General features: G+C 71.0%; 1 protein-coding gene. It reads left to right on the forward strand.

What is annotated here, in order from left to right:
• The first annotated feature begins 5 nt into the window (after positions 1 to 5).
• Complete coding sequence (locus tag RBA40_RS02715; RefSeq protein WP_306645746.1) at positions 6 to 25,667, forward strand: L-histidine N(alpha)-methyltransferase; 25,662 nt, start codon at positions 6 to 8, stop codon at positions 25,665 to 25,667.
• Position 25,668 lies beyond the last annotated feature (1 nt).

Raw genomic sequence — 25,668 nt, forward strand, 5'->3', positions numbered from 1 at the left:
TTTCCATGACAACGAAGAACGACATTGCCATCATCGCCGTAGCCTGCCGCCTGCCCGGCGCCGCCAATCCGGACGCTTACTGGCGCAACCTGTGCGATGGGATCGAATCGGTGCGCCAGGTCGACCATGCCACCTTGCGCCGCTGGGGCGTGCCGGAAGCCGATCTGGCGCAGCCCGGCTTCGTCGGCGCCGGCGGCGTGCTCGATGATGTCGACATGTTCGATGCCGGCTTCTTCAACATCATTCCGCGCCACGCCGACATGCTCGATCCCCAGCAACGCCTGCTGCTCGAATGCGCCTGGGAAGTGCTCGAAAGCGCCGGCTACGACCCCAAGGGTGTGCCCGGCGCGACCGGCGTCTACGTGGCGGTCGCACGCAGCGGCTTCCGCCAGGCCGAACCACGCACGCCGATCGAACGCATGGTGGCCTACACCTCGGAAGAGAAAGACTATGCCGCGTCGCGCCTGTCGTACAAGCTCAATCTGACCGGGCCCAGCGTAACGGTGCAGACCGCCAGTTCCAGCTCGCTGGTGGCGGTGCACATGGCTTGCCAGAGCCTGCTGCATGGGGAGTGCGACATGGCCATCGCCGGCGGCGCCTGCGTGGTGCTGCCGCAGGCCGGCTACGTGTACGACCCGGCCATGATGTTTTCGCCCGATGGCCACTGCCGCGCCTTCGATGCCGGCGCGCGCGGCACCGTGCAGGGCAGCGGTGCGGGCCTGGTTGCCCTCAAGTGCCTGGAAGACGCGCTGGCCGACGGCGACCCGGTACTGGCCGTGATCAAGGGCTCGGCCGTCAACAACGACGGCGCCGACAAGGCCGACTTCATGGCGCCGAGCAGCCAGGGCCAGATGCGGGTGATCCGCGAAGCGCTGCTGCTGGCCGGCGTAACGCCGGACAGCATCGGCTACATCGAAGCGCACGGCACCGGCACGGCCCTGGGCGACCCGATCGAAGTAGAGGGCCTGGCGCGCGGCTATGCCGGCGCGCCCGCGGCTTCGTGCGTGATCGGTTCGGTCAAGACCAATATCGGGCACCTGCACACGGCCGCCGGCATCGCCGGCCTGATCAAGGCAACGCTGATGCTGCGGCACCGCCAAATGCCGCCGACCCTGCATTATCGCCAGTCCAACCCTGCAATCGATTTCAGCAACACGCCGTTCCGGGTCGGCACCACGCTCACCGACTGGGAGCAGGGCGCCGGTCCGCGCCGGGCCGCGGTCAGCGCGTTCGGCTTTGGCGGCACGAATGCCCACGTCATCCTGGAAGAGGCGCCGCCGCGCGCCCCGAGCCCGGCCAGTGCCGCTGCGCTGCCGCTGCGCCTGTCGGCGCGCAGCCAGGCCGCCGTGGATGCCAGCGCCAGGCAGCTGGCGGCGTTTCTGCGCGCCCATCCGGACACGCCGCTGGTCGACGTCGCCCATACGCTGGCGCATGGACGCAGCCGCTTCGCCGTCAACGCCACGGTCGTGGCGCACTCGCTCGACGAGGCGGTGCGCAAACTCGACGCACTTGAATACACCGACACCGACCTGAGCGCCGACGGCGGACAACGCATCGCCCTGCCGACCTATCCCTTCGAGCGCACCCGCTGCTGGCCCGAGGCTGCGGCCGATGCGCCGGCCGGCTCGCTTGACGACTATGCGCGCCACGCCGTGCGCGCCGCGCTGACCCGGGCCGGCCGGCTCGACAGTTCGCTGTGGCGCCCGCTCGAACCACAGCGCCCGCTGTGCGACGCGCTGGTGCGCATGCTCGCGCGCGGCGCACCGGTGGCGTGCGCGCCACCGCCATCGGTATGGGTGGCGCTGATCGACCTGTGCGCCGCGCGCCTGCTCGACGTCATCGAAGGGCGCGTCGCGGGGCGCGATGTGCTGTTCCCGCAAGGCTCCACCGCACTGGTGGAGCCGATTTACCGCGATGCGCCCGAAACGAGCGCCATCAACGACGCCATTGCCGCGCGCGTGGTCGCACTGGCCGCGGCGCGCGGCGCGCCGCTGCGCATCCTCGAAGTGGGCGCCGGCACCGGCGCCACCGCCGAGTGCGTGCTGGCGGCGCTGGCGGCGGCAGGGCACAGCTGCGACTACTGCTTCACCGACGTGTCGGCGTCGCTGCTGGCCAAGAGCCGCGAGCGGCTCGCGGCGCGCTATCCGCAGGTGCGCTTCGTCGTGCTCGACCTGGACCAGCCGCCGCCACGCTGCGAGCCGGCCGACGTCGTGATCGGGGCCCACGTGCTGCACGTGGTCCAGGACCTGCGGCGCGCCCTCGCATGGCTCGACGCGGGCGTGCTGCTGATCGCCGAAACGACCCAGGTCAACGATTACCTGACCATCACCTTCGGCCTGCTCGATGGCTGGTGGCGTGCCGCCGACGGCCTGCGCCTGCCGGACAGCCCACTGCTCTCGCCAGCCGGCTGGAACGCCGTGCTGGGCGAGTGCGGCTACGCGCCGCGCCAGCTCGCCAACGGCCTGTTCGAGGCGGCCAGGCTGGGGCAGGCGGCCGGCGTCGCCAGCCCCGCCGGCACGCACGACGGCGTGGTGGCGCGCATTTGCGCCAGCACCGCCGCCGTGCTCGGGGTGGCATCGGTGTCGGCGCAGCGCACCTTTTCCGAGGCCGGGGTCGACTCGCTGGTTTCGTCCACCCTGGCCATCGAGCTGTCCCAAGCGCTTGGCGTGACCGTGCAGGCGACCGACTTCTACAACCATCCCACGGCAACGGCGCTGGCTCGGCACCTGAACCTGGCCGGGGCTGGGCCGGCCGCCGCGCCGGCGGCGGCGCCGCTGGCCGGCGACAGCATCGCGGTGGTCGGGATGGCCGGGCGCTTTCCCGGCGCCCCCGATCTGGAGGCATTCTGGGCGCTGCTGGCCGAAGGGCGCGACAGCGTGCGCGAACTGGCGCCGGGGCGCTTCGGCGCGGCGCTGGAGCAGCGCGACTGCTTCGATTCGGAGTTTTTCAACTTCACCCCGCTCGAAGCGGCGCAGATGGACCCGCAGCAGCGCCTCTTTCTCGAAGCGGCCTGGCATGCGATCGAAGAGGCGGGCTACGATCCGACCGCGTTCAAGGGTAGCGCGACCGGGGTGTTCGCCGGTGTGCAGCCCAACCAGTACGGCGGCGATGACGCGAGCAGCCTGTCGATGATCGGCAATTCGCTGGCGATCCTGCCGGCGCGGGTGTCTTACCATCTTGACCTGAAGGGCCCCACGCTGGCGGTCGACACGGCCTGTTCCTCGTCGCTGGTGGCCATTCATCTGGCGTGCCAGAGCATCCACGCCGGCGAATGCGGCATGGCGCTCGCCGGCGGCGTGTCGGTGTCGCTGTTCGACGAGCGCAGCGCGCGCTTTTTCGCCGATAGCGGGATGGCCTCGGCCAACGGCAAATGCCGCACCTTCGACGGCGCCGCCGACGGCTTCGTGCCGGGCGAAGGGGTAGGGGTGCTGCTGCTCAAACCGCTCGCGCGCGCCCTGGCAGACGGCGACCGCATTCATGCGGTCATTCGCGGAAGCGGTACCAATCAGGATGGCCGCTCGAACGGCATCACCGCGCCCAGCGGTCCGGCCCAGACCGCGCTTGAAGTGGGGGTGTACCAGCGCAGCGGGGTCGATCCGTCCTCGATCCAGTATGTCGAGGCGCACGGCACCGGCACCCGCCTGGGCGACCCGATCGAAGTGCAGGCGCTGAGCGCGGCGTTTCGCCAGTTCACCGAGCGCAGCCGGTTTTGCGCGCTCGGCTCGGTCAAGACCAACATCGGCCACCTGCTCACCGGCGCCGGCGCGGCCGGATTCATCAAGCTGCTGCTGGCCCTGCGCCACCGCAGCATTCCGCCGTCGCTGCATTTCGACGCGCCCAACCCCCTGATCGATTTCGAGCACAGTCCGTTTTTCGTCAATAGCACGCTGCTGCCGTGGGCCGGTGCGCCGCGCCGCGCCGCCCTGAGCGCTTTTGGCTTCAGCGGCACCAATGCGCACTTCGTCATCGAGGAAGGGCCCGTTGCGCCGCAGGCGCCGCCGGCCCCGGACGAATGGCAGCTCATCGCGCTGTCGGCGTTGAGCGCAGCGGCGCTGCAGCGCAAGATCGCCCAGATGCAGGCATGGCAGAGCGATGCCGCGCTGGCCGATATCGCTTTCACGCTGGCATTCGGACGCACCCATTTCGAACACCGGGCCGCTTTCGTGGCGCGCGAGCGCGCCGGCCTGGCTGCGCAGCTCGGCGGCGCCGCCATGCCGGCGGACGCGCCGCCCGGCCTGGCCGCGCTGGCCCGCCGCTATCTCGCCGGCGAGCAGATCGACTGGTCCGCGCTGCATGCGCAACAGGCGCGGCGCCGCGTGGCGCTGCCGCTGTACCCGTTCGCGCGCGAGCGCCACTGGCGCGCCGCTGCGCAAGCCGGCACCGCGCAAGGCCGGACCCACGCGCACGACTGGCGCGGCGACGAATGGTTCTTCTCCCAGCACGTCATCGACGGCGAACGCGTGCTCCCGGCGGTCATGTACCTCGAACTGGCGCGCCAGGCCAGCGGCGCCGGCGCGCTGCACGATGTCAGCTGGCAGCGTGCCCTGGTGGCCGGCGCCACGCCGCCGCGGGTCGAGGTCGACATCGCGGGCGACCGATTCGTGATCCGCAGCGGCGCCCAGGTGCTGTGCGAAGGCGGCTTCGGCGCGGCTGCGGCCACGCCCGCCCGGGTCGACCTGGACGCCATCGCCCGGCGCTGCACCGGCCGCATCGACGCCGACGCGTTTTACGGAGCCCTCGCGGCGGCCGGCTTCGCCTATGGCGACGCGTTCCGTGGCCTGGTCAGCGCCGCCAGCAACGAGCGCGAGGTGCTGGCCGAAATCGCCCCGCGCAGCGGCGAACTGGCCCCCACCTCGCTGGAGGCCGGCCTGCAGGCGCTGGCGGCCATCGGTGGCGCGGTCGGCACCGAACTGCCGCTGCCGTTCGCACTGGCCTCGGTCAGCTGGCACGGCGCGGGCGTGCCGCGCTGGGCCCACGCCGAACTGACGGCGCCCGACACGTATAGCCTGAACTTGCTGGACCAGCATGGCGAGGTGCTGCTGGCAGTGCGTCACTACTGTGTGCGCGTGACCGAAACCGTGCTGGCGGCGCCGTGCTGGCAGGCTGGCGGGGCGCCGGCCGCCGCGCCCGCGCGCGCGTCGCTGTACATCTTGTGCGACCCGCACGCGCAGTTGCCGGCCGACGCGCCGCTCGTGCGCCACGCGGCGCAGTGGCGCGACACCTTTCAATACAGCTGGGAGTTTCCGTTCGATGACGCTGCCAGCTTCGAACGCTTGCTGGGCGAATTCGACCTGCGCCATCTGCCGCTTGAGCGGGTGGTGATCGTGCCCGGCGGCGACGGCTTGCGCAACCTGCAGGCGCTGCTCGGCGCGGCCCGGAGCCTGATGCGCGCCGGCCGTGGCGTCGAGCTGGCCGTGGAGGCGAGCGAGGACGTGCCCGCGCAAACCGCCCTCGCCGCGGCGGTGCGCACGATCGCGCTGGAAAGCGCGCGCCTGCGGCCCGTTTTTCGCTTGGGCGGGCGCGAACCGGGGCTGCAGCTGCAGCCCGTGGAAGGCGCTCCGCAGGCGCCAACGCTGCGCCACGGCGGGGTGTATCTGATCAGTGGCGGTGCCGGCGCGGTCGGCATGCATCTGGCACAGTCGCTGGCGCGCGAGTACCAGGCCAAGGTCGTGCTGATCGGCCGCAGCGCCCGCGAGGTCGGCGACTACACCTATATCCAGGCCGATGTGACCGATGCCGCCCAGGTGCGCGCGGCCATCGCCCAGGTGATGCAGCAGTTCGGCCGCATCGACGGCATCGTCCACGCGGCCGGGGTGATTCGCGACGCGCTGCTGGTGAACCACGACCCTGCGGCTTGCGCACTGGTGTGGCAAACCAAGGTGGCCGGCGCCGTCAACCTGGACGAAGCGACCAGCCACCTGCCGCTCGACTGGTTCCTGTGCGGTTCCTCGATCGCCTCCTTGTACGGCCACGCGGGGCAGGCCGCCTATGCCGCGGCGAACGGCTTCCTGGACGCCTTCGCCCAGGCCCGCGAGGCGCTGCGCGCCGCCGGCCGGCGCCAGGGACGCAGCGTCTCGGTCGCGTGGCCGATCTGGCAGCACGGCGGCATGGCTGGCGCACTGGCGGCCGATCCGCTGCACGTGGCCATGGCAACGGCGCGCGCCGTTGCCGCCACCTGGCGCGCACTGGCCGCCGGACCGGTCAACGTCGCCATCCTGCATCGGCGCCGCGCGCCTGTCATGCCAGCCATGCCGGTGACGCCGGCAGCCGAGGCGCCGGCGGCGCTGCTCGACTGGCTGCGCGCACTGTTCGCGACCGAACTGCAACTGCCCGCCGAGCGGGTCCAGCCCGACACGCCGTTCGAACGCTTCGGGCTCGACTCCGTGCTGGTGGTGCAGATCAACCGCGCGCTGGAGCGCCGCTTCGGCACGCTGCCGAAAACGCTGCTGTTCGAATACCGCAACCTGCGTGAAGTGGCCAACTACCTGGCCCCGAAAGCGGCGCCCGCCGGCGACCACGCCGAACCCGCCGCGGCGCCGCCCGCATCGTCGGCGGTGGCCGTCATCGGTATCGCGGGGCGCTTTCCCGGCGCCGACGACCTTGCCGCGCTGTGGCGCAATTTGAGCGAGGGGCGCGACAGCATCGTCGAGATTCCGGCCGAGCGCTGGCCGCTGGCCGGTTTTTACGATGAGCGCAGGCAGCCCGGCTACAGCTACGCCAAATGGGGCGGCTTCCTGTCCAATGTCGACTGCTTCGACCCCTTGTTTTTCCAGATCTCCCCGGTCGACGCCGAGGCCATGGACCCGCAAGAGCGGCTGTTCCTCGAAAGCGCCTGGCACGCGCTGGAAAACGCCGGCTACACGCCGGCCCGGCTGGGCGCGCGCACCGCCGTTTTTGCGGGTGTCATGTACGGCGAATACCAGCTGCTGGCGGCCACCGCCCGCGCCGAGGGCCGCTTCCTGCCCGCCTATTCGCCCTACTGGTCGATTCCGAACCGCGTGTCGTACGCCATGAACCTGCGCGGCCCCAGCATGGCGGTCGACACGGCCTGCTCGTCGTCCCTGAGCGCCATCCACCTTGCCTGCGAGAGCCTGCGGCGGGGCGAGTGCGAGGCCGCGCTGGCCGGGGCGGTCAATCTGAACCTGCATCCGCAAAAATATCTTGGCCTGAGCCACGGCCAGTTTGCCTCGACCGATGGGCGCTGCCGCAGCTTCGGCGCCGGCGGCGATGGCTACGTGCCGGGCGAGGGCGTGGGCGTGGTGGTGCTGAAGATGCTCGACAAGGCGATCGCCGATGGCGACCATATTCATGGCGTGATCCGCGCCTGCGCCGTCAATCACGGCGCGCGAACCAACGGCTACACGGTGCCCAGTCCCGCGCTGCAGGGCGAATTGATCGCCAGCGCGATGCGCAGCGCCGGCGTGGCGCCGGAGAGCATCGGCTACATCGAAGCGCACGGCACCGGCACCGCGCTGGGCGACCCGATCGAGCTGGCCGGACTGGCCAGCGCGTTCGCGGGCACGCGCCGCCAGCGCCTGCTCGGCTCCATCAAATCGAATATCGGCCATCTGGAAGCGGCATCCGGCATCGCGTCTCTCGCAAAGGTCTTATTACAAATGAAACATGGAAAAATCGCCCCGACCCTGCATGCGGCCGAACCCAATCCCGCGCTCGACCTCGATGCTGCCGGCATGCGCCTGGCGCACACGCTGACCGACTGGGATGACGCGCCGCGCCGCGCCGGCATCAGTTCCTTCGGCGCCGGCGGCGCCAACGCCCACCTGATCGTCGAAGAGCATGTGGCCGCGCCGCGCGCCGCCACGGCCGTCGAGCCGCACCTGTTCGTGCTGTCGGCGCGCACCGAAGAACGGCTGCGCGTCTACAGCGGCGTGCTGGCCGACGCGCTGCGCCAGTCCGACGCCGCGCCGGCCGATGTGGCCTTTACCCTGGCGGCCGGGCGCGAGCCGCTGCCGTGGCGCCTGGCGCTGAGCGCGTCCACCCTGGCAGAGCTGGTCGAACGGCTCGATCGCGGCGAATACGCCATGGCCAAGGCTCCCTGGGAAGCGCTCGACGGGGCGCAGGCCGCCGGCGGCCGCACGCTGGACCAACTGACCGCCGAATGGCTGGCCGGCGCAACGCTGCCGGTACCGCGCCAGGGCCGCGTGACACCGCTGCCGGGTTACCCGTTCGAGCGCAAGCGCATCTGGGCCGAGCCGCTGCCCGTATCGGCGGCGGCGCCGGCGCGCGCGGCGACCGAATGCACTATCGGCGCGGCCGACATATTGATACGCGAGCACCGGCCGCAGGGCAGGGGCGTGCTGCCGGCGTCGGCGTACCTGCAACTGGTGCTGGCGGCGCACGGCTGCGCGCGCGGCACCTTCCGCGATCTGGTCTGGCTGCAGCCTTTGGTGGTCGATGGCGCGGCGCGTGAGCTGCGCATCAGCTTTGCCGGTCCCGCCTTCAAGGTCCACTGCGACGACGTGCTGTACTGCAGCGGTTCGTTCGACCCGGCGCCCGGCGTTTCAGGCGCCGGCGCCAGCATTCCGCCGGCCACCACCGCGCTCGTGCGCGAAGGCCTTAGCCACCAGCAGATTTATGCCCGCTTCGACGCGCTCGGCATGCATTACGGGCCCTCATTCCGTCTGTTGCAGGCGCTCCAGGTCGGCGCCGACCAGGTGTGGGCGACCCTGAGCGCCGGTGGCGCGCTGGCCCAGGTGCTCGACGCGGCGTGGCAGGCGGCGCTGCCGCTGGCCGACAGCGTCGCGGCGGCACCGTTCGCGGCCGACAGGATCGACGTGTGCGGGGCGACCGGGCAGGCCGCCACGGTCCACGTGCGCAAGAGCGATTTTGGCTTCGATGTGACGGTCATGGACGCCGGCGGCGCCACGCTGGCGCGGGTGGAGGCACTGGCGGTGCGCCCGCTGCCAGCCACCCAGCCTATCGACACGCTGCAGCCGGTGTGGCGCCCGGAGACGGCGCCGGCCAGGAGTGCGCGCGCCGGCACGGTGGGGATCGTCCATTCCGAGCATGCGCGCGAACTGGCGCAAGCGCTGGCGCGGCGCTTGCCCGATGCGCGCCTGCTGTCCTGCGCCGATGCGGCGCATGTCCCGCTCGATAACCTGGCAGGGTTGTTCTTCCTCGGCTCCGTGCAGCCCGAGGGCGTGGCGCTCGAGCGCGCCGAACGCGATGGCGTGTACACGCTGCTGCAACTGGCGCGGCGCTGGCGCGGGCCGCTGCAGGTCGTCACCAACGGCGTGTTCGCGGTGCTAAGCGGGGATCGCCCGCAGCCCTGGTCGGCCGCCACCACCGGCCTGGCCCGGACCATCGGCAATGAGATGGGCGTGGCGGTGGGCGTGCTGGACCTGCCGCTGGCGTTCGAGCCGGAGGCGGCGGCAGCGGCCATTGCCGCCGAGCCGGAAGGCGAGGGCCTGGAAGTGGCCTGGCGTGCCGGCCGGCGCTACCGGCGCCATCTGCGCGCCGTGCGGCTTGACGCGCCGGCCGCCCTGCCGCTGCGCGAGAACGGCGTGTACGTGATCGCCGGTGGCGCCGGCGGCCTGGGGATGACCACCGCGCGCTATCTGGCGGGCAGCGGGCGCGCCCGCATCGCCCTGCTGGGGCGCAGCGCGGCGCAGGAGCGCCAGGTCGATGAGCTGCGTGCGCTGGGGGCCGAGGTGATGTACTGCAGCGCCGCGCTGGAGCAGCGCGACCAGGTGCGCGCCGCGTTCGAGCAGGTGCGCAGCGCCTGGGGGCCGATCAATGGCGTCATTCATTCGGCGCTGGTGCTGGCCGATACCAGCATCGCCCAGATGAGCGAGGCGCGCTTTGCCACCGCGTTGCAGCCGAAGTCCCTGGGCTCGATCCATCTGGCCGAGGCGGTGGGCACCGACACGCTCGACTTTTTCCTGTTCTACTCCTCGGCCAACTCGTTTTCCGCCAATGCCGGGCAATCGAACTACGTGGCCGGCTGCACCTTCAAGGATGCCTACGCCGAGTGGCTGCGCTGCGAGCGTGGCTGGAACGCGCGCGTCATCAACTGGGGTTACTGGGGCGAGACCGGCAGCGTGGCGAACCAGGTGGTGCGCGAGCGCCTGGAACGGGTCGGCATCCTGTCCATCACGCCGGCCGAAGGCATGGACGCGCTACGCCGCACCCTCGGCGCGCCGCTGGCCCAGGTAGTGGCCATCAAGGCCACCCCGCAGGCGCTGCTGCGCCTGCACATGCTGCCCGACGTGACGGCGGCCATCGCCCCCCCGGGCGCCGTGGCACCGATCCCCGCCGCGGCGCTGGCGCCGGATGCCGACGCGCGCCGCCTGGTGACCGGCTTCGCGCAGCTTGAGCACTATGCGCACGCCGCCCTGAAGGCGCTGACCCTGCCGCTCCAGGTGGTGGCGCGCCATCAGCGGCTGGCGGCGGCACTGAGCATGTGGCAGGGCCAGAGCGCAATGCCCGCGCCGCAGCGCGCCGATCTGGAGCGGGAATATCCGGAACTGACGCCCTACGTGCGCCTGCTCGACGTCTCCCTTGCCAGCTACGGCGAGGTGCTGGCCGGACGCAAGGATGCGATGGAAGTCCTGTTCCCCGGCGGTACCCTCGACCTGGTCGAGCCGATCTACCAGGGCAACGCGCTGACCGGCTACTACAACGGCGTGCTGGCCGGCGCCGCCGCCGATCTGGTGCGCCGCGCGACGGGGCCCGTGCGCATCATCGAAATCGGTGGCGGCACCGGCGGCACCACCGAGGCGGTATTGCGGGCACTGGCGGCAACCGGAAAGCCGGTCGACTACCTGTTTACCGACGTGTCGCCGGTGTTCCTGCGGCGCGGCCAGCAGCGCTGGCAGGAAACGTACCCGTTCGTGCGTTTCCGCTTGCTCGATATCGACACGCTGGACCCGTCGATCGTCGAGGCGGACGGAGGCGCCGACATCGTCATCGCCGCCAACGTGCTGCATGCAACCGCCGACTTGCGCACGGCGCTCACCAACGCCAAGCGCTTGCAGTCGCGCGGCGGCGTGCTGCTGCTAAATGAAATCAGCAGCTTGCAGCTGTTCGCCACGCTCACTTTCGGCATGACGCCGGGCTGGTGGCTGTTCAAGGATGGCGGCGAACGGCTCGACCACGGTCCGGCCGCAGCCCCGTCGAGCTGGCTGCGCCTGCTGGACGAGTGCGGCTACCGCCAGGGCGCCGTGCTGTGCACCGAGACGGCGATCCAGGCCGTCATTGCCGCCGTCAGCGACGGCCAGATCGAAGCGGGGCGCCTGGCCCCTGCCGCCACGCCCGCCATGCCCGCGCGGGTGGCGCCGGCGAGCGCCCGCACCAGCGCCGCCGTGGCGCCGTCCGGCGCCGTCGACTGGCTCAAGTCGGTGTTCGCCGAGGTGCTCAAGCTGAGCGTGGCCGATATCGAGGCCGGCGAGCCGTTCGACCGCTACGGTCTCGATTCGCTCGCCGCGCTCGAAATCATCGAACGCATCGAGGAGCGTACCGGCCGCCTGTCGAAAACGCTGCTCTTCGAATTTAACACCATCGCCCGGCTGGAGCAGCACCTGGGCGCCAGGCTGGCACCGGGCGACAGCGCCGCGCCGCCCGCGCAGGCCGGCGCCGCCAGCGCGACCAATACCGACGCCATCGCCATTGTCGGCCTGGCCGGACGTTATCCGGGCGCCGCCACGATCGAGGCGTTTGCCGGCTTGCTGGCCGAAGGGCGCAGTGCGATCGGCTCCCTTCCAGCCGGCCGCTGGGACGGCGCTGCCCATTACGACCAGCGCCCCGGCACGCCCGGGCGCAGCTACGCCCGTAGCGGTGGCTACCTCGACGATATTCGCGGTTTCGACGCCGCGCTGTTCCATCTCAGCCCACGCGAAGCGCGCCTGATCGACCCGCAGGAACGCCTGTTCCTCGAAACCGTCTGGCACTGCCTCGAAGACGCCGGCCAGTCGGCCGACACGCTCAACGCGCGCGGACCGGTGGGCGTGTTCGCCGGCGTGATGTACGCGGCCTACCAGTGGAATGCAACGGAGGCGTGGGCACGCGGCGCCAGCGCCGCCACGGCCGGCTCGGCCCACTGGTCGGTGGCCAACCGCTCGTCCTTCTATTTCGGTTTCACCGGCCCGAGCCTGGCCATCGACAGTGCCTGCTCGTCGTCCCTGTCCGCGATCCATCTCGCCTGCCAGGCGATTCGCAACGGCGATTGCAGCGCTGCCATCGCCGGTGGCGTCAACCTGATCACCCACCCGCTGCACGATATCCAGCTCAGCGAAATGCAGATGCTCTCGCCAACCGGCTCCTCGGCGCCGTTCGGCCAGGATGCCGACGGTTTCGTGGCTGGCGAAGGCGTGGGCGCGGTGCTGCTGCGCCGCCTGGACGACGCGCTGCGCGACGGCGACCGGATTCACGGCGTCATTCGCGCCAGTGCGATCAATGCCAGCGGGCGCACCGCCGGCTACACCGTGCCCGACCCGGCCGCGCAAGGCGCCGTGGTGGCGCAGGCCATGCAGCGCGCCGGCGTGAGCGGCGCCGATATCAGCTACGTCGAGGCACACGGCACCGGCACCCGCCTGGGCGACCCGATCGAGATCGGCGGCCTGCAAAAAGCCTTTGGCGGTGCCGCCCCCGGTGCCTGCGCGATCGGCTCGGTGAAGTTCAATATCGGCCACTGCGAATCGGCGGCCGGCATCGCGGCGCTGACCAAGGTCCTGCTGCAGATACGCCATCGCACCATTTACGCCGGCGCCGCCGCGCGCGCGCTCAATCCACACATCGACTTCGCCAATTCGGCCTTCAGCGTCGCGCGCGATGCCACGCCGTGGCGCGCCGCGCACCCGATTGCCGGCATCAGCTCGTTCGGCGCCGGCGGCGCCAATGCGCATATGGTGGTCGAGGCGGCGCCGCAGCGGACGGCTCCTGCCGCCGCCGACGCCGGGCCGCAGCTGATCGTGGTCTCGGCCAAGACGCCGGAAACACTGCGCCGCGTGCTGGAGCGGCTCAATGCCGCCCTGGCCGAGGCCCCGCTGCTGGCCGACCTGGCCTACACGCTGCAAACCGGCCGCGCCGCGCTCGAATACCGCTGGGCCACGGTGGTATCGACGCTGGCGCAACTGGGCAGCCAGATCGTGCACGGCGACGCCGTCAGCCAGGGACGGGCGCGCCGCGAGGGCACCGTCGCCGACACCAGCGACCTGCATGCGCTTGCCGGCCAGTGGTGCGCGGGAGCCCAGGTCGACTGGGCGCGTCTGCATCCGCAGCCGCGCCGGCGCCTCGCACTGCCGCTGTATCCGTTCGACCGCAAGCCGTACTGGCTGGACGACGGCGCGCCCGCGCCGGCCGCGAACGCGGCGGCGAGCTACTACGACCAGACCGTGGTGGCGCCCGATCTGCGCTTCAAGGAGCAATATCTGTCGCTGGCGCCGTTCGACAGCGTGGTGCCGGGTTTTTCCTGGACCGAGGCATTTTTCGCGCCGGAGCGCAACCCCGCCGGCTACGACAGCATGCTCGAAGCGCAGCGCGAACTGCGCCGCAGGCTGTTTCGCTCGGTCGATTTCGCGAGCCTGCGCCGGGTGCTCGATATCGGTTGCGGGGTCGGTACTGACCTGATCATGCTGGCGCTGCGCCATCCGCATCTGGAACTGGTCGGGTTCACCGTCTCGTCCGAACAGGCCCGGCTTGGCGCCGCGCGCGCCCTCGATGCCGGCGTCGGCGCGCGGGTCACCATTGTGCATCGCGACAGCAGCTGCGATGCCTTTCCCGGTGTGTTCGACCTGGCGTTCGGCGTCGAAGTGGCGCATCACATCGACAACAAGGATGGCTTGCTGAGCAACCTGACGGCGCACCTGGCGCCGTCGGGACGCATCGTGCTGGCCGACTGCGTGTCGGCGTCGAGCGCGGTCAATTCGCGCCAGACCGGCTCCTACACGCTCGACGCCGAACGCTATGCGCAGCTGTTCGCGCGCCATCGGATCGGCATCGACAGCTGCCTGGACCTGTCCGCGCAGGTGGGGAACTTCCTGGTCGACCCGCGCCTGCACGAGACGCTGCGGCAGGCCGATTCGGCCCTCGTGGCCGAGGTTCATGGAGCATGGGATAACTTCGGCGAAGCGCTGCGCACCGGCTTGATGCGCTACGTGCTGGTCGAGGCCCGCCTGGCGGCGGACGCACCCGATCTGGCCGGGGCCAACCTGGCCGCGCTCGGGGCGCCACCGCCACGGGCCGCGGCAGCGCCCCCGGCGGCCGAAACGGTCGAAGCGAGCGTGCGCCGTCACGCCGCCGCCACGCTCGGCGCGCTGGCGGGCGAGCTCGATATCGATGCCAGCTTTTCCGAACTGGGGGTCGACTCGCTCAGCGGCCTGCGCCTGCTCGATGCGCTCAACCAGCAGTACGCGATGAGCATGGCGGCCGACGTCATTTACGATCACAGTACCATCCGCGACCTGGCGCGCCATATCGCGGCACGCGCGCCGGTGGCCGCGCCTGTCGCCAGCGCCGTGCCGGCAGCGGCGCTGGCGCCGGCCACGCGCCAGGTGGCCGTGGTCGGCATGTCGGTGCGCTTCGCCGGCGCCGCCAGCGCCGACGCCCTGTGGGACCTGCTGCGCACGGGCGCCGACGCCATCGGCGAAGTCCCCGCCGCGCGCTGGGACAGTGCCGCCCTGTGGTCGAGCGACCCCGAACGCACCGACCGCACCTACGGCAAGTGGGGCGGCTTCCTGGACGGGCATGACTGCTTCGATCCGCTGTTCTTCCGCATTTCGCCGCGCGAGGCCGAATTGATGGACCCGCAGCACCGCATCTTCCTGGAGCAGTGCTGGAAGGCCATCGAGGATGCCGGCTTTGCGCCGTCGGGTGTGCAAGGGCGGCGCTGCGGCGTCTACGCGGGCGTGCTCGGCAACGAGTACGACGGCTTGATCAGCGCCAGCGGCGCCGCCGCCGACGTCTACCAGATGCTGGGCAATGCGCCGTCGATCCTGGCCGCGCGCATCGCTTATATTCTCGACCTGCGCGGGCCGGCCCTGAGCATCGATACCGCCTGCTCGTCGTCGCTGGTGGCGATCGACCTGGCCTGCAAGGCGATTGCGCAGGGCGATATCGACATGGCGCTCGCTGGCGGGGTCACGCTGCACCTGACCGAAAAACCGTACCTGCTGATGTCGCGCGCCGGCATGCTCTCGCCGCGCGGCGTGTGCAGCGCCTTCGACGCCGACGCCGACGGCATCGTGCCCGGCGAAGGCGCCGGGGTGGTCCTGCTCAAGGCGCTGGACCAGGCGCTGGCCGACGGCGACCATATTTATGGCGTCATTGCGGCATCGGGCACCAACCAGGATGGGCGCACCAACGGCATCACGGCGCCCAGCGCCGCGTCGCAGGCCGAACTGCTCGCCGAGGTGCTCCGCAATGGCAAGATCGATCCGGCCAGCATCGACGTCGTCGAAGGCCATGGCACCGGTACGTCCCTGGGCGACCCGATCGAGGCGGCCGCCCTGACCCAGGTGTTCGGCGGACTGCCGGCGGACAGCTGCGCGCTGGCGTCGATCAAGTCGTCGATCGGCCATACCGCCGCCGCCGCCGGCGTGGCCGGGCTGGCAAAACTGCTGCTATGCCTGGAGCATGGCGAAATTCCGCCTTCCGCCCACTTCGCCCGGGTTAATCCGCGCATCCGCCTCGATGGCACGCCGTTCTATGTCCCGACCAGCGTGCGCGCCTGGCCGGGCAAGGCGCAGGGGCGCCGCCGCGCTGTGCTGAGCGCGTTCGGCTTCAGCGGCACCAATGCCCATCTGGTACTTGAGGAGGCGCCGCCGCTCGCAAGGCCGGCGCAGGCCACGCGCCCGTGGCTGGTCTGCCTGTCGGCACGCACCGCCGAAGCGCTGGCCGCCATGCGCGTCAATCTGGCGGCGGCACTGCGCCGCCGTCCGGGCCTGCGCCTGGGCGATGTCAGCTTTACGCTGGCCACGGGGCGGCGCCAGTTCGAGCACCGGGCCGCCTTTGTCGCCGACAGCGTGGCCGGTGCGGTCGACCAGCTGCTCGCCGTGCGGGCCGATGGCGCCGTCGTCCAGGCCGGAGCGCTGGAACAGCAGCGCCGCGACTATCTCGACGGCGGGGAACTCGACATCGCGGCGCTGTTCGCCGGTGAACAGGTGCGGCGCGTGCCGCTGCCGACGTACCCGTTTGCGCGCGAGCGCTACTGGTGCACGCCTGCTGCGGTGGTGGCCGCGCCCCTGCTGTTCGTGCCGCAGCTGGAGCATCGCGCGCACCAGGACGGAGCCGTGGCGCCGTCCCTGGCGCGCGTGGTATTCGGCGACGATGGGCGCGCCGCGGTGCGGGTCGTTCCCGGCTGGAGCTACGGCTGGAAGGATGAAGCGACGCTGGCGATCCGGCCACTGGAGCAGGGCGACTATGTGCGCCTGCTGGAAGACCTTGAGGCGCGCGCCATCGGGCCATGCGAATTTTGCTGGCACTGGTCGGACGGCGAGGCCCCGCGCGATGGCGCCGAACTGGCCCAGCGCGGTCCGGTGGCGCTGTTGCTGCTGGCGCAGGCGCTGGCCCGGGGGACGGCAGAAACGCTGGCGCCGGTCAGCGTCCGGGTCAGCGCAGGCGAGCCGGCGTTTGCCGCGCTCGACGCGCTCGGCGCATCGTTGCGCCAGGCCGATCCGCGCCTGGCGCTCACCGTCGCCCTGCACGATGAGCAGGGAAGGGCGGTGGAGCGCCAGGTGCGCGAGGTCAGCGCGGCACCCGCCGATATCGCTTTCCCGCACAACGGGGTGCTGGTCATCAGCGGCGGCATGGGCGGCGTGGGAATGGCGCTGGCGCGCCATTTCGCGCGGCGTCACGGCGCCCGCCTGGCCCTGCTGGGAAGGCGTCCCGCCGATCCGGCACTGCTGCGCGAGCTGACCGGGCTTGGTGCCGAAGTCGAGTATCACCAGGTCGATGTGAGCAACGAGGCGGCGCTCGGCGCCGTGCTGGAACAGGTCCGTGCGCGCTTCGGCCGCATCGACGGCATCCTGCATGCGGCCGGCACCATGGGCAGCGGGCCGCTGGCCGGGCGCAGCGCCGCCGCCATGCGCGAGGTGTTGGCCGCCAAGGTGGACGGGACCATGCTGCTGGACCGCCTTACCCGAGCGGACCGCCCCGCGCTGTTCGTGCTGTTTTCGTCGCTTGCCTCGACCGTCGGCGATTTCGGACAGGGTGATTATGCCTACGCCAATCGCTTCCAGAGCGACTACGCGGCGCGCAGCGATGGCCGCATCGTCGCAATTGAATGGCCATTGCTCGCCTGTGGCGGGATCGCGTTTCCTGCGCAGGGCCTGGCCCTGTTCGAGCAGGCCAGCGGCGTGCGCGCCCTGAGCGCCGACGCCATGCTGCAGGCCATGGGTAGCGCGCTGTCGCTGGGCGTGCCGGTGGTGCTGGTTGCAAACGGCGCGCCCGAACGCCTGCGCGCGCACCTGCTGGCGCAGGCCCCGGCGGCGGCACCGTCCGCGCCGCGCGTAACCGCCGCTCCGTCTGCGGTGCCGCTGGCCGAGGTGATTCGCGATGAAATGGCCGCATTGCTGCGCATGGACCCGGCCCAGATCCGCCCCTCGCTCAGCTTCCACGAGTATGGCTTCGACTCGATCTCGCTCAAGGAACTGGCCGCGCGCCTGAGCGAGCGCCTGGGAACCTTGGTGACGCCGGCGATCTTCTTTTCACAGAATACCCCGGCCGCATTGGCTCAACACCTGGCGCCGCTGGCCGCCGCGTCGGCAACGGCAGCGCCGGCCATCCCCGATGCGCGCCCCGACGACGCCATCGCCATCATCGGCATGCACGCGCAGTTGCCGGGAGCGCCCGATATCGCCGCGTTCTGGCGTCATCTCGACGCCGGGACCGACCTGGTACGCGCCATCCCGGCCGAGCGCGCCGCCCTCGGCGGCCATCTGCCCGACGCCGGTTTTATCGATGGCGTCGACCGTTTCGACGCAGCCTTCTTCCAGATCGCCCCGAGCGAGGCTGCGCTGATGGATCCCCAGCAGCGCCTGTTCCTGCAAAGCGCATGGAACGCGCTGGAGGACGCCGCCATCGCGCCGCTGTCGTGCGGCGGCAGCCGCACCGGCGTGTTCGTCGGCGTGCAGGCCAACGACTACGCGTCGCTGATCGATGCCAGCGAGCCCCAGGCTGCAACCGGCACCGCGCACGCGATGATCGCCAACCGCCTGTCCTATCTGCTCGACCTGAGGGGGCCGAGCGAAGCGCTCGATACCGCCTGTTCGAGCGCGCTGGTGGCTTTGCACCGGGCCGTGCAAAGCCTGCGCAGCGGCGAATGCGAGCTGGCCATCGCCGGCGGCGTCAACCTGCTGCTCGCGCCGGCCACCGGGGCAGCCGTGGCGGCCATGGGCGTGCTCGCCTCCGACAGCCGCTGCAAGGTATTCGCTCAGGGCGCCGATGGCTATGTGCGTGGCGAAGGCGTGGGCACGGTTGTGCTCAAGCCGCTCGCGCGTGCCCTGGCCGACGGCGATCCGGTCCGCGCCATCGTGCTTGGCACGGGGGTGGCGCACGGCGGCCGTTCCAGTTCCCTGACGGCCCCCAGCTCCCAGGCCCAGGCCACGCTGCTGGCCGACGTCTGGGAGCGCGCCGGCGTGCTGCCGGAGGCGCTGACCTATATTGAAGCCCATGGCACCGGCACCGAACTGGGCGACCCGGTCGAAGCCGAAGGCATGGCTGCCGCTTTCCGCGAGCTGGCGCGGCGCCAGGGACGCACGCTCCCGGCGCAGGCGTTCTGCGGCATCGGCTCGCTCAAATCAAACATCGGCCACCTGGAGCCGGCCAGCGGCATTGCCAGCGTGATCAAGGTGGTACTGGCGATGGAACACGGGGTCCTTCCCAAAAGCCTGCATTGCGCAACGCTCAATCCGCATCTGCGCCTGGACGGCAGCGTGCTGGAAGTGGTGCGCGAGCGGCGCTTGTGGGAGCCTGGCGCGGATGGCGCGCCGCTGACGGCCGGCGTGAGCAGTTTCGGTTTTGGCGGTGTGAACGCGCATGTGCTGTTGCGCGCCGCGCCGCCGGCGGCAGCGCCGGCGCCGTCCAGCGCGGCGGCGCAGCTGTTCCCGGTGTCGGCGCGCAGCGCCGCCGCCCTTGGCCGCAGCGTCGCCGCGCTGCTCGAGGTGGAGGCGCCGCTGGGGTGGATCGCCGCCACCCTGCAAGGCGGCCGCGATTGTTTCGAGCACCGGCTGGTGGTCATCGCCGCCACGATCGACGAGCTGAACCAGGGCTTGCGCGACTGGCGCAGCGGAACCTTCAACGATCGCCTTTACACCGGCGTGGCGCCGGTGCGCGCGCTGCGCGAATTGTCCGCCTGCGAGCGCGTGCCTGTCAGCGGCGACCTGCGCAAGCTGGCGCAGCGCTGGGCAGCCGGCGAACCGATTGCATTTAGTACCTCTGGAGTCCGCATGCATTTACCTACTTATCCATTCGCCACCGATTCGCACTGGCACGGCCAGCCGGCGCCGCGCGCCACGCTGGCGCTGTCGGCGCACGACTGGCACCTGCGCGACCATCTTCTGGGCGGCAAGCCGACCCTGTCGGCGGCGGCGCAGCTGGCCATCGCGCATGCCAGCGCGCCGGGACGGCGCATCACGTCGGTGGAGTGGCGCCGGGCGCTCCAGGTGGACGATCACGCCACCGTCGAAGTGCGCCGCAGCGGCGAACGCTTCGAACTGGTGAGCGACGCCGGCATTCACGCGGCCGGCAGCTTTGCGCCGCCATGCGCCGCGCCGCCACGGCGGGTGCCTGGCGCGCCGGCGCAGCGCATGGACGCGCCCGATTTTTACCAGCACTGCGCCGCCGCCGGCATCGAGTACGGCAACAGCTACCGCCTGCTGCGGACAATCGCCTTCGACCAGTCAGAGGCCATCGGAACGCTGGAACCATCGGCGCCGAGCGAATGGACCGCACATCCGGCGCTGCTGGACGCGGCGTTTCAAACGGCGGCGCTGCTGATCGATGGCCAGGGCGCGGTACTGGTGCCGTTTGCGCTGGCATCGCTGGATGTTTTCGCCGACCTTGGCGCGGCCACGCACACGCATGTCCGGCGCAGCGGGGCCGGGTTCGACCTGGCACTGCTCGACGCGCACGGTGAGGTGCTGGCCGAGATGCGCGGCTTCGAACCGCGCGCCGTGACCCCGGCGGTGGTGGCGCCACTCCAGTATTTCGAGCCGGTCTGGGAAGACGCGCCGGCGCCTTCCGTCGCCGCGCCATCCGGGCGCACCCTGATCGTGCGCCAGATGGCCGACGCCGGCCTGGGAGCACGGATTCGCAGCGCGCTGCCGGGCGAGTGCGTCGAGGCGGTCATGGGACGCAGTTTCCGCGCCATCGGCAGCGGCGTCCATGAGATTGCCGGTGCGGCCGACTGCGCCGCCCTTGGGCCCTTCGATACGCTGTACTACCTGTGCGCGTTCGGCACCGCGGACGCGGACCTGGGTGTCATTGATGGCGCGATCGAATCGGAATTGATGCCATTTTTCGCGCTTATGCGCAGCGGCATTGCCACGCGCGCGGTGCGGGTGATCGTGCCGGCGGGCGGCAGCTGCGTGCTCGGCGCCTTCGCGCCGCTGTGCCGCTCGCTGGCCGTGGAGGTTCCCGGCATGGCGTTTTGCACCATTGAAGTCGAGGCGGCCGGGGCGCCCGACGCCGGCGCGCGCATCGTCGGCGAAACCGGGGCCGATGTGCACCATGTGGTGCATGGACGGGACGGCACGCGCCGTGTCGCCGCGCTGCGTCCGAGCGCGCTGGCGCCGGTGCAACCGGTGCCGCTGCGCCAAGGCGGGGTCTACCTGATCGTCGGCGGCGCCGGCGGGCTCGGTGCGACGTTTGCCCGCCACCTTGCGCGGCATTGGCAGGCCCGCCTCATTCTGACCGGCCGCCGCGAGGCCGATGCCGCTATCGATGCGCTGCTCGCGGAACTTGCCGGCGCCGGTGGCCAGGCCATGTATCGCGCGGTCGATGCGTCCGACGGCGCCGCGATGCACGCCCTGGTGGAAGAAGTCGAGGGCCTGTGGGCCGGCATCAACGGGGTCATTCATTCGGCCATCGTGCTGGCCAATGCGCCCATCCAGACCATGAGCGACAGCGCGATCGCCACCGCCCTGCGGCCCAAGGCGCAAGGCACCGGCGCGGTGCTGGCGGCGGTGGCAGACCAGCCGCTCGATTTCGTCGCCGTCTTTTCGTCGGCCATCTCGTTTAGCGGTGGCGCCGGCCAGGGCAATTACGCGGCCGCGTGCGGCATCCAGGACGCACTGGCCGCGCGCTGGCGTGCCGCCTTCGCCTGTCCGGTGGTGACGATGCATTGGGGTTACTGGGGTGACGTCGGTATCGTGGCGTCGGCGCAGGCGCGCCGCCAGGCGCTGCGGCGCGGTGCCGCTTCGATTGGCGCGGACGAAGGCGTCGCCGCGTTTCTGCGCATTCTCGCGGCCGGGGTCAGCGCGGCCGTGCCGATCAAGCTGTCGGCGCCGCCCGACGGCACCACGGCGGCGCCGCAGTCCGCGCCGGTGCGCGCCGCCGCACCTGTGGCAGGCAGCGCCGCCGACCAGCGCTTGCCATTCCTGCGCCGCATCGTGGCCGAGGTGCTGCGCCTCGATCCCGCACAGGTGCAGCCGGAGCAGGCCCACGAAACGCTGGGTATCGATTCGGTGGTGATGATGCAGATCACGGCGCGCCTGGAGCAGGAACTCGGGCCCTTGTCCAAGACGCTGTTCTTCGAAACGCGCAACCTGGCGCAACTGGCGCTCAAATTGCCGGCGCCAGCTGCCGCGCCGGTGCCGCTGCCAGCGCCGCTGCCCGCGCAGGCGGGCGTGCGCGCCATATCGGCCGACGACGCCATCGCCATCATCGGCATGAGCGGGCGCTTCCCCGGCGCGCCCGATGCCGACGCCCTGTGGGAGACGCTCAGCAAGGGCGTCGACTGCATCACGGAGGTCAACCGCTGGGAGCACGACGCCTATTTCGACACCAGCGCGGCGCGCGACAAGACCTACAGCCGCTGGGGCGGTTTTATCGAGGGCGTGGACAATTTCGATGCGCAGTTCTTCGGCATTTCGGCGCGCGAAGCGAACGCGATGGATCCGCAGGAGCGCCTGTTCCTGGAAACCGTCTGGGCCACCTTTGAGGATGCGGGCCACACACGCGCCGCGCTGGCCGGCCAGCAGGTCGGCGTGTTTGCCGGTGTCATGCACGGTAACTACCAGCTGTTCAGCGCCGGCCAGTGGGGCGGCGGCCAGCCCGCCGGCGCCAACTCGCCGTATTGGTCGATCGCCAACCGGGTGTCGTTCCTGATGGATTTCCGCGGTCCCAGCATGGCGGTCGACACGGCCTGCTCCTCGGCCCTGTCGGCCGTGCACCTGGCCTGCGAAAGCATCCGGCGCGGCGAGTGCAGCATGGCCGTGGCAGGCGCGGTGAACCTGTTGCTGCACCCGCGTCAATACGTCGTGCTCAGCCAGATGAAGATGCTTTCGCGTGGAGCGCATTGCAGTCCTTTCGGCAGTGGCGCCGATGGCCTGGTGGTGGGCGAGGGCGTCGGCGCTGTGCTGCTGCGCCCCATGGCCGACGCGCTGCGCGATGGCGACCGCATTCTCGGCGTGATACGCGCCAGCGCGATGAATTCGGGCGGGCGCACAAGCGGCTTCACGGTGCCCAATCCGCAAGCCCAGGCCGACCTGATCGCCGGCGCCATCGCCCGCGCCGGCGTCCCGGCGCAGAGCATCACTTACCTGGAGGCGCACGGCACCGGCACCGCACTGGGCGACCCGGTCGAGCTGGCGGGGCTGACCCAGGCATTTCGCCGCTTCACCGGCCAGAGCGGGTTTTGCGCGCTCGGATCGGTCAAGTCGAACGTTGGCCACCTGGAAGCGGCGGCGGGCATGGTGGCGCTGCACAAGGTGCTGCTGCAACTGCGCGAGCGGACCATTGCCCCGAGCCTGCACTGCACCCCGCACAATCCCGCCCTGGCGCTGGAGCAGTCACCGTTCCATCTCGCTACCTGCGCGCAGCCGTGGACCAGCGATGGGACGCCGCTTCGCGCGGGCATCAGTTCGTTCGGCGCGGGCGGTACCAATGTCCATCTGATCGTCGAAGAACACGTGGACACGCGCACCGTCCCGCATGCCGGCATGCTCGACATCGTGCCGCTGTCGGCCCGCACGAGCGAGCGTTTGCAGGCGCTGTGCGCCGAACTGGCGCTGTTCATCGAGCGCCATCCGGCCATCGCACTGGGCGACCTTGCGCATACCCTGCAGACCGGGCGCGAGCCGATGGCCGTGCGCACAGCGTTTGCGGCGGGCAGCAGCGCCGCATTGCTGGCGCAGTTGCGCGGCGGCGCCACCGAGCCGGCCGACGCACTCGCCGCGCAACTGGTTCAGGCATGGCGCGACGGCGAACGTGTCGACTGGAGCGCCTGGCGCGCCGCGCGCGGCGGGCGCCGCATCGCCTTGCCGACCTATCCGTTCGAGCGCACCCGCCACTGGATCGCCGAAGCGGCGCACGCGCACGCCGCGCCGGGAACTGTCCATACCCGTCATTTCAGCGGCGAGGAATGGTTCCTCGCCGGGCATCAGGTCGATGGCAGGCGCGTCATGCCCGCCAGCGCGCAGCTGGCCGAAGTGCTTGCGTTGGCGCCAGGGGCGCTGACCGGCATCGTCTGGCTGGCGCCGGTGGTGGCAGCGGAGCAGGGCGTCACGCTGGAGATCAGTTTCGACGCGGACGGCGCGTTCCAGGTAAGGGCCGACGGCAACGTTTGCAGCCGTGGCAGGACCGGCGGCGCAGTCCTGGCCCCGCGCACGCTGCCGATCGAACAGATTCGCGCACGCTGCCAGCCGCGCATGACGCACGAGGGCATCTATGCGGCCTCGCGCAGCGCCGGGATTTTCTATGGCGAGCGCCTGCGCAAGCTGCAATCGCTGTCGGTGGGGCCGAACGAGGTGCTCGCCGAACTGCGCCCCGGCGGTGACTTTATCAGCACGGTCGATTGCGCCATGCAGGCCCTGATGGGCTTCCTGATCGACGCGCAGGATGCCCAGGCCAAGCTGCCCTACGCGGTCGGCGCGCTGTCGGGCACGACCTCGCTGGCCGGCGCCGCGTGGATTCACCTCGACGGCGCCAATATCGCCATCGCCGATAGCGCCGGCCGCGTGTTGCTGGCCCTGGACGGGGTGGAACTGAGGGCGATGCGCCAACCCGCGCGCGCCGCCGTGGCCGAACCGGACGACGAGCAGGCGTTCCAGGCGCTGGAGCGCTACGCGGCCGTGCGGGTGCGCCTGGTACTCGAATCGATGGGCTGGCGCGCCGCTGGCGCTGTCGCCGCACCGGACTTGCCGGGTGTGGTGGCGCGCTATCGGCCGCTGCTGGCGGCGCTCGAAGCGATGGCGCTGCGTACCGGCGACGCCGTCGCCGACGAGCCGGTTCACCCGGCACTGGCGGCCCACCGCACCCTGCTGGCGCGCTGCCTGGATGCCTATCCGGCGATTCTGCGCGGGGCCGCCACACCGACCGAGGCATTCTTCCCGCAAGGTACTACCGACCTGATGGAACGGGTCTACCGCGGCTCGCCCAAGGCCGACGAGTTCCATGCAGCGCTGGCGGGGGCCGCCTGCCAGCATGTGCAAGCCGCGAGCGCCGCCGCACGCCCCGTGCGCGTACTGGAAATTGGCGCCGGCACCGGTGGCGCCAGTGCCGAGCTGCTCAAGCGCCTGGCCGCGCTGGGGATGGACGTGGAGTACGTCTACTCCGACATCTCGCCAGCCTTCCTGGCGCATGGCGAGCGCGTATTCGGCGCAAGCCATCCCTTCGTCCGTTTCGCGCTGCTCGACATCGAACGCGAACCGCAGACCCAAGGGTTTGAGCTGGCCTCGTTCGACATCGTCCTGGCCGCCAACTGCCTTCACGCGTGCAAGCAGATCGCGCGCACCGTGCGCCATGCGGCAGCGCTGCTTGCCCCGCAAGGGCTGTTGCTGGTCAACGAGATGAGCGCGGTGAGCGATTTCGCCACCGTCACCTTCGGTCTGCTCGACGGCTGGTGGCTGGCCGAAGACCCGCAGGCGCGCCTGCCCGATACGCCGTTGCTGTCGCAGCAGCAGTGGCTGCATGTGTTCGAGGGCGCGGGGCTGGACGCGCGCCTGGTGCACGGCGGCGGCGCGCAGAGCGTGCTGGCGGCCGGTAAGCGTGCGGTGCAAGCTGCGGCACCGGTAGCGCCGCCTTGCGCGCCGACGGCGGCCGCCCTGTCGCTCGACGCCGTCACCGAGGTGGTGGCCGAAGCCGTGGCCGGGGTGTTCGAAATGTCGGTCGAGCAGGTACGTAACGGCGGCGTGATGTCGTTCTCCGATTTTGGCGCCGATTCGATCCTCAGCGCCGAGCTGGTACAGCGCATCAACGACAGGCTGTCGCTGGCACTCCAGACGACCGTGATTTTCAACTATCCCACGCTGTCGCAGCTGGCCAGGCACGTGCATGAATCGATGCCGGCTACGGTGCCGGCGATGGCCCCCGTGATTGCGTCCGTCGTGACGCCCCGTTTAACGCCGGTCCAGGCGCCGCCGGTCGCGCCTGGGCCCGCCGGCGCCGATAGCGAGGAAGCATTGCGCAAGGTACTCGAGCAGCTCGAGTCCGGCGCGGTTGACTATGAGGCCGCGCTGGCGGCCGTGCACCACCATCCGATCTGGAATTGAG

This window comes from Massilia pseudoviolaceinigra, from assembly GCF_030846505.1.
GTDB classification, from domain to species: domain Bacteria; phylum Pseudomonadota; class Gammaproteobacteria; order Burkholderiales; family Burkholderiaceae_D; genus Telluria_A; species Telluria_A violaceinigra.

Coding starts and splice junctions, on each gene's coding strand:
- RBA40_RS02715 (WP_306645746.1), top strand. CDS start 6: ATGACAACGAAGAACGACATTGCCATCATCGCCGTAGCCTGCCGCCTG.